Source organism: Candidatus Weimeria sp. HCP3S3_B5, from assembly GCF_052064335.1.
Lineage (GTDB): Bacteria > Bacillota > Clostridia > Lachnospirales > Lachnospiraceae > Weimeria.
On the sequence record NZ_JBQHVU010000002.1, the window covers coordinates 25,433 to 39,474 of the forward strand.

Annotated in this window: 14 protein-coding genes and 1 tRNA gene; 13 read left to right on the top strand and 2 right to left on the bottom strand. The window is 46.9% G+C overall.

Translation table 11 applies throughout. From position 1 onward, the window contains the following. Positions 1-1,140 (top strand): DUF4422 domain-containing protein, encoded by a 1,140-nt coding sequence (locus tag ACTNCK_RS01395; protein ID WP_441080537.1) that lies wholly within the window; start codon positions 1-3, stop codon positions 1,138-1,140. Between the two features lie 10 nt (positions 1,141-1,150). After that, a complete protein-coding gene (gene hemL / locus ACTNCK_RS01400; RefSeq protein WP_441080538.1) occupies positions 1,151-2,419 on the top strand; it encodes a glutamate-1-semialdehyde 2,1-aminomutase in 1,269 nt (422 codons plus the stop codon). Here the strand turns inward: hemL and truA are convergent. Together truA and ACTNCK_RS01410 are read right to left on the bottom strand one after the other, a co-directional pair. Continuing rightward, positions 2,416-3,168 carry a tRNA pseudouridine(38-40) synthase TruA gene (gene truA / locus ACTNCK_RS01405; protein ID WP_441080539.1) on the bottom strand — a complete coding sequence of 251 codons (753 nt, stop codon included), beginning with the start codon at positions 3,166-3,168 and terminating at the stop codon, positions 2,416-2,418. The two genes, hemL and truA, sit on opposite strands and share 4 nt — an antisense overlap. Next, the gene (locus ACTNCK_RS01410; RefSeq protein WP_441080540.1) at positions 3,165-4,139 is read right to left on the bottom strand and encodes a zinc dependent phospholipase C family protein; all 975 of its coding nucleotides are present in this window, start codon (positions 4,137-4,139) and stop codon (positions 3,165-3,167) included. The genes truA and ACTNCK_RS01410 overlap by 4 nt, the downstream gene beginning before the upstream one ends. Positions 4,140-4,247: 108 nt before the next feature. Between ACTNCK_RS01410 and ACTNCK_RS01415 the strand changes: the two genes are divergently transcribed. The 11 genes from ACTNCK_RS01415 to ACTNCK_RS01465 all read left to right on the top strand — a co-directional run bounded on the left by ACTNCK_RS01415 (position 4,248) and on the right by ACTNCK_RS01465 (position 14,039). Continuing rightward, complete coding sequence (locus ACTNCK_RS01415; protein ID WP_441080541.1) at positions 4,248-4,961, top strand: pseudouridine synthase; 714 nt, start codon at positions 4,248-4,250, stop codon at positions 4,959-4,961. Between the two features lie 482 nt (positions 4,962-5,443). Beyond that, on the top strand, positions 5,444-5,656 hold the full coding sequence (locus tag ACTNCK_RS01420; RefSeq protein WP_441080542.1) for a hypothetical protein: 213 nt from the start codon (positions 5,444-5,446) through the stop codon (positions 5,654-5,656). Between the two features lie 4 nt (positions 5,657-5,660). Further along, a tRNA-Leu gene (locus tag ACTNCK_RS01425) sits at positions 5,661-5,740 on the top strand. Between the two features lie 81 nt (positions 5,741-5,821). Then, the gene (locus tag ACTNCK_RS01430) at positions 5,822-6,298 is read left to right on the top strand and encodes an S-ribosylhomocysteine lyase (RefSeq protein ID WP_441080730.1); all 477 of its coding nucleotides are present in this window, start codon (positions 5,822-5,824) and stop codon (positions 6,296-6,298) included. A 22-nt stretch (positions 6,299-6,320) separates the two neighbouring features. Further along, on the top strand, positions 6,321-7,022 hold the full coding sequence (locus ACTNCK_RS01435) for a 5'-methylthioadenosine/adenosylhomocysteine nucleosidase (protein WP_441080544.1): 702 nt from the start codon (positions 6,321-6,323) through the stop codon (positions 7,020-7,022). A gap of 81 nt (positions 7,023-7,103) precedes the next feature. Next, positions 7,104-7,544: a MarR family winged helix-turn-helix transcriptional regulator gene (locus tag ACTNCK_RS01440; RefSeq protein ID WP_441080545.1), complete on the top strand. Its 441-nt coding sequence runs from the start codon at positions 7,104-7,106 to the stop codon at positions 7,542-7,544. A gap of 78 nt (positions 7,545-7,622) precedes the next feature. Further along, positions 7,623-9,476, top strand: a complete 1,854-nt coding sequence (locus ACTNCK_RS01445) for a single-stranded-DNA-specific exonuclease RecJ (protein ID WP_441080547.1) — start codon at positions 7,623-7,625, stop codon at positions 9,474-9,476. Positions 9,477-9,490: 14 nt separating this feature from the next. Then, entirely contained in the window at positions 9,491-10,447 is a 957-nt protein-coding gene (locus ACTNCK_RS01450; protein ID WP_441080550.1) for an alpha/beta fold hydrolase, read from the top strand. After that, positions 10,440-11,255, top strand: coding sequence for a class I SAM-dependent DNA methyltransferase (locus ACTNCK_RS01455; protein WP_441080551.1), 816 nt, complete (start codon positions 10,440-10,442; stop codon positions 11,253-11,255). The genes ACTNCK_RS01450 and ACTNCK_RS01455 overlap by 8 nt, the downstream gene beginning before the upstream one ends. Then, complete coding sequence (gene hslO, locus ACTNCK_RS01460; protein ID WP_441080552.1) at positions 11,252-12,115, top strand: Hsp33 family molecular chaperone HslO; 864 nt, start codon at positions 11,252-11,254, stop codon at positions 12,113-12,115. The genes ACTNCK_RS01455 and hslO overlap by 4 nt, the downstream gene beginning before the upstream one ends. 10 nt (positions 12,116-12,125) lie before the next feature. After that, positions 12,126-14,039: an NAD(+) synthase gene (locus ACTNCK_RS01465; protein WP_441080553.1), complete on the top strand. Its 1,914-nt coding sequence runs from the start codon at positions 12,126-12,128 to the stop codon at positions 14,037-14,039. Positions 14,040-14,042: the final 3 nt, after the last annotated feature.

Genomic DNA, 14,042 nt, shown 5'->3' on the forward strand with positions numbered 1-14,042 from the left:
ATGGCGACAAGTGTTTTTGTGATGGCCCACAGGCCATATGACAAGCCCGATGATCCTGCATACAGGACCCTGTTCGTCGGTGCAGCCGGTAAGGAAGACATAGAAAAAGGCTGCCTTAGGGATGACAGGGGAGAGGATAATATTTCTGACTTGAATCCCTATTTTTCTGAGCTGACAGGGATCTACTGGCTTTTTAAGAACTATAAGGGTCAGGAAAATATAGGGGCCTGTCATTACAGGAGGTATTTCTGCGACAGAGCCTTAAGGGTGCTTTCGGGAGAGAGACTTGACCAGCTGCTTGATGAATATGATCTTATCACCTCAAAGAATATAAGGACAGAGATCAGCTACCGGGACAGCTATGCCAGGGCACATAATGTGGCCGATCTTGACGCTGTCGGAGAAACGATAGCGAGACTATATCCTGATTACAGCAGGGCCTTTGAAGAGGTGATGAACGGAAGGGACCAGTATTTCGGCAATCTTTTCTGTATGCCAAGGCCTCTTTTTGACGAATACTGTCAGTGGATGTTTACGATTCTGCTTGAAACCATGCCTGCCATAGATATGACTGGCTACAATGCTTATCAGCAGAGGGTTTATGGCTTTCTTACAGAAAATCTACCTATGGTTTTCATAAGGGCAAGAGGGCTTAAGAACTATGAGAGCAATATAGTCTGCACAGGGGAAAAGGCTGAGACAAGGGAGGTCCTTCTTGCTGTCAGGGAGCTTCTCTTAGAAAAAAGAACCGCTAAGGCAAAGAGTATGCTTCAGGAGATCCTGAAGGAGAGACCGGAGGTGGCATTGCCTACGTCTGATCCCCGCGCAAGCCTTGAGCTTACCAAGCAGATCCTTTTCATAAAGGACCACCAGGAGCAGACCGGGGCAGACAGCTATTTCGCAAGGGAAAATGATCTAAAAGCCTTGATAGATCACTATAAGGAATGCTATCTGGCTCTGTCACATCTCTCAGATCATGAGGAAGTAGGAGCTGATCTGACAAAAAGGCTTATTGATGACGGATTTGATCTCTTCGAGGCAAATGTGATACTTTCAAATGATCCGTCTGAGAGATTCGGGAGAGAGAAGCTTGATCCATCGAATATAATAAAAGGGATCGGAGCTATATGCAAGAAATGAGGTTATTATAATGGGACTTAATACAGAAAATTCAGAAATAGCATTTAAGGATGCGAAAAGCTATATACCCGGAGGAGTGGATTCTCCGGTCAGGGCCTTTAAGAATGTCGGCATGACTCCTCTTTTTATCAATAAGGCAAAGGGAGACAGGATATGGGATATAGACGGCAATGAGTTCATAGACTATGTCGGATCATGGGGACCTAACATAATAGGGGCAGCAAATGAGAGGGTAGTAACGGCAGTAAGCGCTGCAGCGCAGAAGGGACTTACCTATGGTGCTCCGACAATCGCAGAGACCATACTTGCAAGGGAAATATGCGAGGCTTATCCATCTGCGGAAAGGGTGAGGCTTGTAAACAGCGGGACTGAGGCCTGTATGAGCGCTATCCGCGTGGCCCGCGGCGCTACAGGAAGAGACAAGATAATAAAGTTCCGCGGCAACTATCATGGCCATTCGGATGCTCTTCTGGCATCAGCAGGTTCAGGAGTGCTTACCGATTCCCTGCCTGACTCCGCAGGAGTACCGGCTAATGCGACGAAGGACACCCTGCTTGCAGACTATAATGATCCGGAGTCTGTCGAAGCACTTTTTCTGGCTAATAAGGACCAGATAGCAGCTGTCATAGTCGAGCCTGTCGCCTGCAATATGGGAGTAGTCCCTCCTAAGAAGGGCTTTCTTGAGGCCTTAAGGAGTATTACAAAAAAATACAGGGCTCTTCTCATATTTGACGAGGTGATCACAGGATTTCGGCTTTCCTATGGCGGAGCAGCTCAGGCCTTTGGCATTTCACCTGATATGGCCTGCTTCGGAAAGATAGTAGGAGGCGGAATGCCTCTGGCAGCCTATGGCGGAAAAAAATGGATAATGAGCAAGGTGGCTCCTGAGGGAGATGTCTATCAGGCAGGGACCCTGTCAGGAAACCCGATAGCTGTTGCAGCTGGTATAGAGACTCTTTCTATACTAAAAAGTCATCCTTCCATCTATGAGAGGATCGACCAGAAGGCAGCTCTGCTTGAGCGGGCATTCAGGGATAAGGGGCTTAATGTAAACAGGGCCGGTTCGCTTCTTTCTGTATTCATGACAGACCAGCCTGTCACGGACGAGAAGAGCGCCAAAAGCTCAGATACCGAAAAGTTTGCCGACTATTTTTCACAGATGCTTAATAATGGCATCTATGTGGCTCCGTCACAGTTTGAGGCCATGTTTGTTTCGGCAGTCCATACAAAAGAAGACATCGCAAAAACCTGCGATGTCATAAAGGCGCTTGATATTTAATAATCGACACTTAAAAGCATAAGACCCTTTGCCGGAGCAGTAGGTCCGGCAGCCTTACGGTCCCTGGCTTCGAGGATATTTTTAACATCTTCCGGCTCTATTCTTCCTTGGCCAACAAGGAGAAGTGTGCCTACTATTATCCTTACCATGTTCTGAAGGAAGCCTGTTCCATGGAGAGTGAAGTAGATATAGCCCTTTGATCTTCTGATCTCTATTCTGTCAACGACTCTTACAGTGGATTTTTTGAATCTTGAATTGCCGCAGAAGCTTCTGAAGTCATGTGAGCCCTGAAGGAAGGCAGCAGCACGCTGCATTTTCTCAATGTCCACATCGTTTTCAAGGATGCTTATATATTTCCTGTTGAATACAGGATGGACAGGCCCATAGAAGGCGCTGTATCGGTAGGTCTTGCCGACAGCGTTGTATCTGGCATGGAAGCGGTCGCTTGCAAGGTTTACCTCTCTTATTGCTATATCATCAGGGAGATATCTGTTACAGTAGTCCCTTATCTGGTCGCATGAGAGGTCAGTGTCCATTTTTACAGAGGCTATCATGCCTCTTGCATGGACTCCGGCGTCTGTCCTTCCGGCTCCTATCAGGTCAGGGACAGGCGCGATTTCCTGATCAGGATAGAGCATACGGGATAGAACACTCTCGATCTTTCCTTGTATGGTAGGCTTATCAGGCTGATGCTCCCAGCCGAAGTAACGGCTTCCGTCATATTCTATTTTAAGCTTGTAGTTTTTCATAAGGCAAGACCACTGTCATAGGAGAGGTTGGAAAGATCATTTTTCAGCATATCGACATAGCTGAAGTAATCACGGCTGCCGCATTCAGAGGAGAAGAGACAGAAATAAAGGTAAAGTCTCCTTATATATTTCTTCTCCGCACTTGCGAAAAGCTCATAGAATGAGGCCCTCGAATGGTGGGTCAGATCCCATGGATTCTTCCATTCGAGATGTCTTAGGTTGCATGGATCTGTATATGTCTTATGGCCGTCGTTTGCTATCATGGCAGAAAACTGGGGATGTTTCAGAAAATCATCCTCAAAGCTTCTTACAAGCTTTTTCTTCCATCTGTTTCTGTCCTCCATAAGGTCATAGACTATCCTTGTGAAACGGAAGGCCTGAGTGACCTCAAAGGAGACAAGGACCATCTCCGGATAGGTCATGGCTGCTGCTCTCTGGATCAGGGATCCTATCAGGATAGCATCGGCCTGACTAAGCTCTATAGTCTTCGATGGTATGAATTCCGACGGGCGAAGCTTCAGATAGTGGGCTAAAAGAGCGCAGTCTATATCGGCTTCGAGAAACATATGGTTGTAGAAGCCCCTGTTGCTGTGGTCATTTATGTCCTTCTTTGTCCTGTAATGGATGTAAGGGTGACATGTCGTATCCATAGTATAATGTCCGATGAATCCGGCCGTATAAGCATGGGCGACCCCTCTTAGTCCGGGATCGTTTATGGATTCGGATACCTTTATCAGATTCGTGATAAAGGCCAGGGTCCTGTCGTGGTGCATTATCTCTCCGGTATTTCTCTTGTGGGTATAGGACAGGGGGTTATAAAAAAATATATCCGGTCCCTGCTGTCCCAGGGCATATACCGCCGGATGAGATCTGACTACATCCCACATTGAAAGACTCTCTGGTGTATTGAGTTTTTTTAAGATATTCCGGGATTCTATCCCGAAAACATAGTGTGAACGAAAACCTGGCATGATTCCTGCTTTCTAGTCTGCTTTTTTAACCACGATATTATAACAGAATAATCACCTTTTAGGAAGTAGTAAGGGACATGTGATGATAAAAGAAAGGAAGTGTATTTAATGCGACTTGATAAATATCTTGCCTCGGCTACACAGATGACGAGAAGGGAGATAAAGAGAGCTCTTAAGAAAACGCCGGCCGTAGTAGACGGGGTAAAGGTATCTGCTCCAGAGACCCAGGTGGATGTCAGGTCAGTAGTCCGCTTTATGGGTGAAAAAATAGAATACCATGAATATACCTATATACTTATGAACAAGCCTGCCGGTCTGGTCTGTACAAACAGGGAGGGCAGGAATCCGACTGTTTTTTCTATTCTCGATGACAGGCTTAAGGGAAAGGAACTCTTTACTGTCGGAAGGCTCGATAAGGATACGACAGGACTTCTTATAATAACGGATGACGGTGATCTGTCCCATAGGATGATGCATCCGAAAAAGCATGTGGAAAAGACCTACAGCCTGACCTGTGACAGACCTATCCCTCAGTCAGCTGTGGAGAGCTTCAAGGCGGGGATAGACATAGGAGATGATAAGCCGACAAAGCCGGCTGATCTTGTGATTTCAGGTATTGACGAAAAAAGCGCCCTTCTTACTATCTCCGAGGGCAGATTTCACCAGGTAAAAAGGATGATGAAGGCAGTCGGCTGTGAGGTCATAGCGCTTAACAGATGCTCTGTCGGTGACTTTGACCTGAAGGATGGCCCCTCGGTCGGGGAATATCGTTTCTTCAACGAGAGAGAGCTTGAAATAGTGGACAAAATAAAGAATCAGTAAAAAACTGTGGATAAGCTTATCCACAATACAGATGAGGGCCTGATATAAAAAGGTTATTAAACCGCGTTTTTATTGACTGTGATCCGGAGAAAATAGTTGGTTTATGAATAAACTATTTCCTCGGGCGAATTATCCACATAATAAACGAGAAACGGCCGATCACTTATCGACAGCTTTCCACAGGATTTTGTGGAAAAAAGTCCGCTATCTTAACTGATGAATGGTTTTTCAACGGCTTTATCCACTTTCTCCACATTTCAAGGGTGTATAGATATCGTTGATGCATGGATCACCCATTAAAACCTGTCGAATCTGGCCTTATTTATTATTTCTGGTTGGAAAAGCTGTGGAAAAACAGTGGAAAAATCCACTTGAAATCTTTCCCCAAATCCTGTATTATAAAGAAGCTGTTTTAATGCAGCATGTAGTCCGGTGACTCGGGAGGCTTACAGGGCTCCCTGATTATTATTGAAGGTAAGCATATGGCAAAGGATGAAGCAACCGTTAAAGAGGGTCAGGAGAGCAGTACTGAGGCAGAGATAAGAGAGTTCAGATCGCATCTCGGCATAGGAGACCATGATGACGAGACACCTCTGATCGGGAAGATGGAGCAGGCGCTCGATCGTTTCGCGGAGGTAGACAGCAAGGATATCCTTGATGCTCTGAATAGTCTTTCGGATGAGGACGACAGATAGTCAGGCGGATATGGCGGAATTGGCAGACGCGCCAGATTTAGGTTCTGGTGGGAGACCGTGCAGGTTCAAGTCCTGTTATCCGCAGTTTACTATGGACGGGGATGCATTGGAGCCGGCTGGCACCGATGTGTCTCTGTTTTTTTGTGTATGATAGAAAGGATGGCTATGGAGAAGATTACAAGCTTTACGATCAACCATCTGAAGCTGCTTCCGGGAGTCTATGTATCCAGAAAGGACAGCTTCGGCGATGCGGTGATCACCACCTTTGATCTTAGGATGACTGCTCCGAACAGGGAGCCTGTGATGAATACGGCTGAGATGCATACTATAGAGCATTTAGGCGCCACATTCCTAAGGAACCATAAGGACTTTGGGGATCGGACTGTTTATTTCGGGCCTATGGGATGCAGGACAGGATTCTATATGCTGCTTGCCGGTGACTATGACTCTGAGGATATACTTCCGCTTGTCATAGAGATGTTTGAATTCATCAGGGACTTCGACGGAGACGTACCGGGGGCTGCTCCCCGTGACTGCGGCAATTATCTGGATCAGAATCTGTCTATGGCGCATTATCTTGCAAAGAGGTATCTTAAAGTGCTTAAGGATGCGACGGAGGAGAACCTCCATTATCCGGAGTAGAAATAAGGAATAAGGTGTTATTATGAGGATTGGTATTATTGGAGCCATGGAGGTCGAGGTTGACCATCTGAAGGCTGAAATGAATGTAAGTCGTACTGTTGAACGTGCAGGGATGAGCTTTTTCGAGGGAAAGATCGGAGACTCGGATGTAGTAGTGGTAAGATGCGGTATAGGTATGGTAAATGCCGGTGCCTGCGTTCAGATACTCGTTGACTGCTTTGATGTGACTCATGTGATAAATACAGGAGTGGCCGGCTCACTTGACAACCGTATAGATATAGGAGACATTGTCGTATCAGAGGATGCGGTGGTGCATGATTTTGATGTGACACCGCTTGGATACAAGCCTGGAGAGATCCCGGGAGTGGGTACCTTAAGCTTCCCGGCAGACAGCTATCTTAGGGAATGTGCGATCAGTGCGGTAAAGGAGGCTGCGCCTGATATCCATGTCTTCTCAGGAAGAGTCGTATCAGGAGACCAGTTTATAGCAGGAAACGAGAAGAAGAAGGCTATAATCGACCAGTTCGGCGGTATGTGTACAGAGATGGAGGGAGCCGCTATAGCCCAGGTCGCTTATCTGAACAGGGTTCCGTTTGTCATAATAAGGGCTATATCTGATAAGGCTGATAATTCAGGCAGCGAGGACTATCCTTCATTTGAGAAGAAGGCAGCAAGACATTGTGCTGCTATAGTAGAGTACATGCTGAAGAATATCAGAGCATAAAGCCCTGCTTGACAACCATAGATAGATTGTATACAATGAAATAGTGCTTTGTGCACTAATCTATCTGACTGGAGATCTTTTATGGGTGACAATAAGTATGATTGCCTGAAGCTGGAGAACCAGCTGTGTTTTCCGCTTTACGCCTGCGCTAAGGAGGTCGTAAGAGCATATAAACCGTATCTTTCCAAGCTTGATCTGACCTATACCCAGTATATCACTATGATGGTGCTATGGGAAAGGAAGCAGATGAATGTAAAAGAAATAGGTGAATGTCTCTACCTTGATTCCGGGACGCTTACCCCGCTTCTGAAGAAGCTTGAATCCAAGGGATACATAAAGAGACACAGGAGTGAAAAGGACGAGAGAAATCTGCTGATTTCGATCACGCCTTATGGTATGAAGCTGAGGGATAAGGCACTTGCAGTACCTGAGAGGATGTCGGAATGCTTATGCCTGAGCAGTGACGAATCAAAGGAGCTCTACAGGCTTTTGTACAAGTTTTTGGATAATAATAGAAAGTAAGAGCCTCTGGCTCTTTGTACCGAGCGGTATCGTTATTCCAGTGGATATGATCACCGCTTTTTTGATTAAGGAGAAGAAATGGCAAAGTGGATGAGCCTTATGAAGAAGGCTGATTTCAAGAAGATAGCAGCCGATCTGGGCATAGATCAGGTGACTGCGAGGGTGCTTGTAAACAGGCATTTATCCGAGGAGGATATGAAGGGTTTTTTGAATCCCGACCTTGGCAGCTTAAATGATCCTCTTCTTATGTCGGACATGGAGCGGGCCTGTGAGCTTATCAGAGGGCTTATCAAGGATAAGAAGAGGATCCGGGTAGTGGGAGATTATGATGCCGATGGCATATGTTCTACCTATATCCTTATCGATGCATTAAGAAGGCTGGGGGCAGACTGCGACTTTTGTCTGCCGGACAGGGTAAAGGACGGATACGGTCTGAATCCTGACATGGTAGAGCAGGCAGCAGAGGATGGTATAGAAGCCATCATCACCTGTGATAATGGTATAGCAGCCTCTCCTGCTGTAAGTCTGGCTAAGGAGAAGGGTATGACTGTAATAGTAACAGATCATCATGAGATACCTTTCTCCACAGCAGAGGGAAATGAGGGAGAGTTGCCAGAGGCCTTTAATACCGGATCGGGAGTCTATGACGCCATATCAGGGGACAAGATATATCATCTCCCTCATGCTGATGCTGTAATTGATCCACACAGGATAGATGACAAATATCCGTTTCCGGGGATATGTGGAGCAGTCGTAGCATGGAAGCTTGTATTTGTCCTGTTTTCCGGAGAGGCGGATTCATATATGGATTATCTGCCAGAGGCAGCTTTCGCTACGATCACAGATATAATGGAGCTTGTCGATGAGAACAGGATAATAGTCTATTACGGACTTAAGGCAATGGCTGAGGCGAAAAATCCGGGACTTGATGCACTTATAGAATGCTCTGGCCTGGATAGGACAAGGATCAGTGCATATAATGTGGGCTTTGTCCTAGGTCCATGCTTTAATGCGTCAGGCAGGATAGATACGGCAGAGACAGCAGTATCGCTTCTTCTTGAAAATGACAGGGAAAAGGCTTTGGCTATAGCAAACAAGCTGGTGAAGCTTAACGATCAGAGAAAGTTCATGACCACAATGGGTGTAAACAAGGCCTTTGCCATGCTAAGCGAGCTTGAGGAGATACCGGATGTGATAGTCATATATATGCAGGATCTGCATGAGAGTCTCTGCGGTCTTGTCGCAGGAAAGCTCAAGGAAAAGTACAACAGGCCTGTTTTTGTCCTTTGTAAGACAAAGACCGGAGAGGTAAAGGGAAGCGGAAGAAGCATCGAGGCATATTCGATGTATGAGAAAATGGTAGAGGCAAACGAGGCCTATGAGCAGGAGAATCCGGACAATGGAGGAGTATTTATAAGGTTCGGCGGACATCCAATGGCAGCAGGCCTTTCAATGAGGGAGACGGATATAGACTGGCTTAGGAATTATTTGAACCAGCATTCAGACCTTTCGGCCTCGGATATGGAAAAAAGAGTCATAATAGATGTGCCAATGCCGCTCTGGTATGTTAAAATACCTCTTATAGACGAGCTTTCACGACTTGAGCCCTTCGGGAATGGAAACCCAAGGCCTGTCTTTGCGGAAAAGGGGCTTCCCCTCGTGTCCTATCGGATGATAGGAAAGGGGCAGCAGTACAGGAAGCTTCGCCTTTCATCCCATGGCAGGGTCGTGGATGCACTCTATTTCGGGGAGGGCGCAGCCATGGATGGAGCCATAAGAGAGGCCTTTGGAAGAAGCCAGCTCGATAAGGCTATGGCCGGGATGAAAAATGATATCAGGCTTGACATAGTCTATTATCCTGATATAAATGATTATATGGGGACAAAAAGTGCGGAGGCCCGTATCACGGATTTCCGCGTAAGGAAGGGTTAAATAGGAAATGATCTATGGTAAAGGAGAATTTTTCACTTAAGTCATCTGACGATGCAGGGACAGATCTCCACTGCGTGGAATGGAAAGCGGACGAGTATATGGCACCTAAGGGAGTCATCTTCTTAGTCCATGGTATGATCGAGTATATCGAAAGATACGAGGGCTTCGCCAGATATCTGACAGACCGGGGATTTGTCGTTATTGGCCATGACCACATCGGTCACGGAGAATCGGTATCAGGAGATGACGGATCAGAGCTTGGTATTATGCATACGAGGACTCCGGATAGGACCATGTGTTTTGATATGAGGACAGTCTTCCATTATGGAAGAAATAGGTATCCGGATATACCATGCTTTTATCTGGGACACTCTATGGGAAGCTTTCTCTTAAGGGAGTTCCTGTGTATCTACCCTGAGGAGACTAAAGAGCTGAATGGGGCTGTGATAGTAGGGACAGGTACAACTCCGACTCCTGCCATAATCCTTGCAAAGCTTGTGATAGGAGCTGCGGCTCTTTTTCATGGATGGGACTATAAGAGTCAGCGGGTCACGGACTTCCTGTTTTCAGGCGACTATCACAGATTCAATATGGATGGTTCACAGCCAAAGGACAGCTGGCTTACAAAGGATATTGAAGTAGTAAAAAAATATTATAATGATCCTCATGACACCTTTCTTTTCTCCCTGAACGGATACAGAGGACTTACCTCGGCCATGCTCTATGACAATTCGGTCAGTAACATAAGGAGGATAAGAAAGGATCTGCCGATCCTGTTTGTCTCTGGCTCAGACGATCCTGTCGGCTCCATGGGCAGGGGAGTAAGAAAGGCCTGTGACAGGTTTAAAAGGGCTGGCCTTTCGGATGTATCCATCAGGCTTTTTCCCGGCGACAGACATGAGGTCCTTAACGAAACCGACAGGGATAAGGTCTATGACTTTATTTATGATTGGATAGAAAAACATGTGTGATGCATATACATCATTTGCAGAGGTTTATGACCTCTTTATGGACAATGTGCCTTATGATGACTGGAGCAGGAGAATCGATTTGCTGCTTAAGGAATATCTGCCCCGTAGGTCAGATCAGGCGCCCATGGTGCTTGACCTGGGCTGCGGAACAGGTCAGATCACAAGGCGCTTAAGAGATATGGGATATGATATGACAGGAGTCGATGGCTCAGATGAGATGCTTTATATAGCAAGATCAAAGGAGAACGACGACTCCATTCTATATATCTGCCAGGATATGAGGCAGCTTGACCTTTTTGGCACTTATAATGCAGTAGTAAGTGTCTGCGACTGCATGAACTATATCACAGATATAGATGATCTGACAGAGGTCTTCTTCAGGGTCAATAACTTCCTTGATCCGGGAGGACTGTTTATCTTTGATATAAATACTATTTACAAGTATGAAAATGAGCTTTCTGACAATACATTTGCCGAGAACAGGGAAGAGGGAAGCTTCATCTGGGAGAATTCCTATGACAGGGCGGAAAGGATGAATTACTATGATCTGACTCTTTATATAAGAAAGCATAAGGACAGCTACAGCCGCTTTTTCGAGGAGCATATACAAAGGGCCTACAGCCGGGAGGAGATAGTAAGTGCCCTTGAGAAGGCTGGCCTTATGCTTATAGAGGTGCTCGATACCGACAGTGGACTTGCTGTAAGGCCCGATTCGGAAAAGATCACGTTTGTTGCCAGAGAATACATGAAGGACCCTTTAAGACCAGGATTCTATAAGGATGGAACAAGACAGAAAGGATTACTATGAAGGATTACCTCGTAAGAGCTATAGCTGCAGATGATCAGATCAGGGCCTTTGCGGTAAGCGACAGAGGAGTGGTAGAGACGGCAAGAGCCAGTCACGATACCTGGCCGGTTGCAACGGCTGCTCTGGGAAGAGCGCTTTCGGCCTCGCTTATGATGGGCTCCATGATGGAGGGAGAAAGGGACGAGGTCACCCTGCAACTGATCGGTGACGGTCCCCTGGGCGGAGTGACTGTAACCGCTGATTCGGCCGGCCATACAAAGGGCTTTGTGAATAATCCCCATGTAGATCTTCCTGAAAAGGAAAACGGTCACTTAGATGTCGGAGCAGGGATAGGGAAAGGATATCTAAGGGTCATAAGGGATATGGGACTAAAGGAGCCCTACAGCGGGACCATAGGACTGGTATCGGGAGAGGTCGCAGAGGATCTGACATATTACTATGCCGAGAGCGAGCAGGTCCCTTCATCGGTAGGGCTTGGGGTCTTAGTAGATACCGACCTTACTGTCAGGCAGGCAGGAGGCTTTATAGTCCAGCTGATGCCGGGGACAGATGATGCGACGATCGACCGTCTGTCAGACAATATTTCAAGGATCGAGTCTGTTACAGACATGCTTGAAAAGGGATATAGTCCTGAGATGATGCTTCAGAAAATACTTGACGGCTTTGACATGGAGCTTACCGAAAAGCGGGATGTATCGTTTTTCTGCGGCTGCAGCCATCAGAGATTTGCAGAAAAGATAAGGACCCTGTCGAGACAGGACAGGGAGGATATAGCCGTAGGAGATGAGCCTGTCGAGGTAGTCTGCAGGTTCTGTGGAAAGAAATACACCTTTTCACCGGAGGAGATTCTTGGAAGATAAGGAGGCTGTTATGTCAGATGGATTCGTTCGTGTCGCGACGGTGACGCCGGAAACGATAGTAGGAGATACGGTATCAAATGCACAGTCTATAGTCGAATGGGCTGATAGGGCAGCAGGAGAGGGAGCACAGATCATAGTATTTCCTGAGCTTTGCATTACCGGTTATACCTGCGGCGAGCTCTTTTTTCAGGATAGTCTGCAGAGGGGAGCAATCGCAGCCTTAAGAGGTATAGCCGAAAACACCAGGGAGCTCGATGCCATAATCTTTGTCGGCCTGCCGCTCAGATTCAAGGGACATCTGAGAAATGTCGCTGCAGCAGTCTGTCACGGAAGGATCCTGGGCTTTGTCCCTAAGATGAATCTTCCAAACTACGGCGAATTCTACGAGGCAAGATACTTTGCCCCTGGTCCACAGTATCCTGAGACTATTTCTCTTCCGAACGGTGAGGTGCCGATCGGAAGCACGCTCATATTTTCCTGCGAGAGCATACAGGGTATAGATATAGGAGTGGAGCTATGCGAGGATCTCTGGGTGCCGGATTCTCCCTCGACCCATGCGTCTATGTCAGGGGCAGATATTATAGTAAACCTTTCTGCCTCGGATGAGCTGACAGGCAAGGCCTCATACAGGAAGCAGCTTATAGCCATGCAGTCCGCAAAGACCTATACCAGCTATCTCTATGCGAGCGCCGGTATCGGAGAATCCACTCAGGATCTGGTATATTCAGGCCATTGCCTTATTGCTGAAAATGGCCGGATCCTTGCAGAAACAAGGCCCTTTACCGGAAATATGGCCATAAGTGAGATCGATACAGAGGAATCCCTTAAGCGCAGGGAGCAGATGAATACCTTTCAGGAAGACTATGAGTATGATCTTGTTCCGTTCAGGCTTTCTCCTGTAAGGGTGGAGCTTTCGAGACAGGTCGATCCCCATCCATTCGTTCCTTCAGACAGCAGCCATCTTAGAGCACGCTGTGAGGAGATCCTTGATATTCAGGCCTATGGACTGAGGAAAAGATTAGCTCATACGAAAGCCAAGACTGCAGTGATAGGCATATCCGGAGGCCTTGATTCTACGCTTGCTCTTCTTGTCACCGTAAGGGCATTTGATATATTAGGCCTTGACAGAAAGAATATAATCGGAGTCACCATGCCTGGCTTCGGAACGACAGACCGGACCTATGATAATGCAGTCTCTATGATAAGGACCCTTGGAGCCACTCTGCGCGAGGTCGATATAAGGGCAGCTGTAAGGCAGCATTTCATCGATATAGGGCAGGATCAGGACAAGCATGATGTGACCTATGAGAATTCCCAGGCCAGGGAAAGGACCCAGATCCTTATGGATATAGCAAACAAGGAGGGCGGTCTGGTTATAGGGACCGGAGATATGTCTGAGCTTGCACTGGGCTGGGCCACCTATAACGGAGATCATATGTCCATGTATGCAGTGAACTGCTCGGTTCCAAAGACTCTTGTCCGTCATCTGGTAAGCTTCTATGCGGATTATTATGGAAAAGAAAATGAGGAACTGAGGAAGGTCCTGCTTGATGTCCTTGATACTCCTGTTTCACCGGAGCTTCTGCCTCCTGAGGAGGATGGCAGCATAGCACAGAAGACAGAGGACCTTGTCGGCCCATATGAGCTGCATGATTTCTACTTATATTATATGCTAAGATACGGATATTCTCCGGAAAAGATCTATTTCCTTGCGAAAAATGCCTTTGCTGATCTGTATGATGAAGAAACGATAAGGAAGTGGCTTAAGGTATTCTATAGGAGATTCTTCGCCCAGCAGTTCAAGAGGAGCGCGATACCGGATGGACCTAAGGTCGGTACGGTGGCTCTTTCTCCAAGAGGAGACTTAAGGATGCCGTCCGACGCGTCAGCTGCTATATGGCTTCAGGAGATAGAGGACCTCTAAGTC

Coding starts and splice junctions, on each gene's coding strand:
- ACTNCK_RS01395 (WP_441080537.1), top strand. CDS start 1: ATGGCGACAAGTGTTTTTGTGATGGCCCACAGGCCATATGACAAGCCC.
- hemL (WP_441080538.1), top strand. CDS start 1,151: ATGGGACTTAATACAGAAAATTCAGAAATAGCATTTAAGGATGCGAAA.
- truA (WP_441080539.1), bottom strand. CDS start 3,168: ATGAAAAACTACAAGCTTAAAATAGAATATGACGGAAGCCGTTACTTC.
- ACTNCK_RS01410 (WP_441080540.1), bottom strand. CDS start 4,139: ATGCCAGGTTTTCGTTCACACTATGTTTTCGGGATAGAATCCCGGAAT.
- ACTNCK_RS01415 (WP_441080541.1), top strand. CDS start 4,248: ATGCGACTTGATAAATATCTTGCCTCGGCTACACAGATGACGAGAAGG.
- ACTNCK_RS01420 (WP_441080542.1), top strand. CDS start 5,444: ATGGCAAAGGATGAAGCAACCGTTAAAGAGGGTCAGGAGAGCAGTACT.
- ACTNCK_RS01430 (WP_441080730.1), top strand. CDS start 5,822: ATGGAGAAGATTACAAGCTTTACGATCAACCATCTGAAGCTGCTTCCG.
- ACTNCK_RS01435 (WP_441080544.1), top strand. CDS start 6,321: ATGAGGATTGGTATTATTGGAGCCATGGAGGTCGAGGTTGACCATCTG.
- ACTNCK_RS01440 (WP_441080545.1), top strand. CDS start 7,104: ATGGGTGACAATAAGTATGATTGCCTGAAGCTGGAGAACCAGCTGTGT.
- ACTNCK_RS01445 (WP_441080547.1), top strand. CDS start 7,623: ATGGCAAAGTGGATGAGCCTTATGAAGAAGGCTGATTTCAAGAAGATA.
- ACTNCK_RS01450 (WP_441080550.1), top strand. CDS start 9,491: ATGGTAAAGGAGAATTTTTCACTTAAGTCATCTGACGATGCAGGGACA.
- ACTNCK_RS01455 (WP_441080551.1), top strand. CDS start 10,440: ATGTGTGATGCATATACATCATTTGCAGAGGTTTATGACCTCTTTATG.
- hslO (WP_441080552.1), top strand. CDS start 11,252: ATGAAGGATTACCTCGTAAGAGCTATAGCTGCAGATGATCAGATCAGG.
- ACTNCK_RS01465 (WP_441080553.1), top strand. CDS start 12,126: ATGTCAGATGGATTCGTTCGTGTCGCGACGGTGACGCCGGAAACGATA.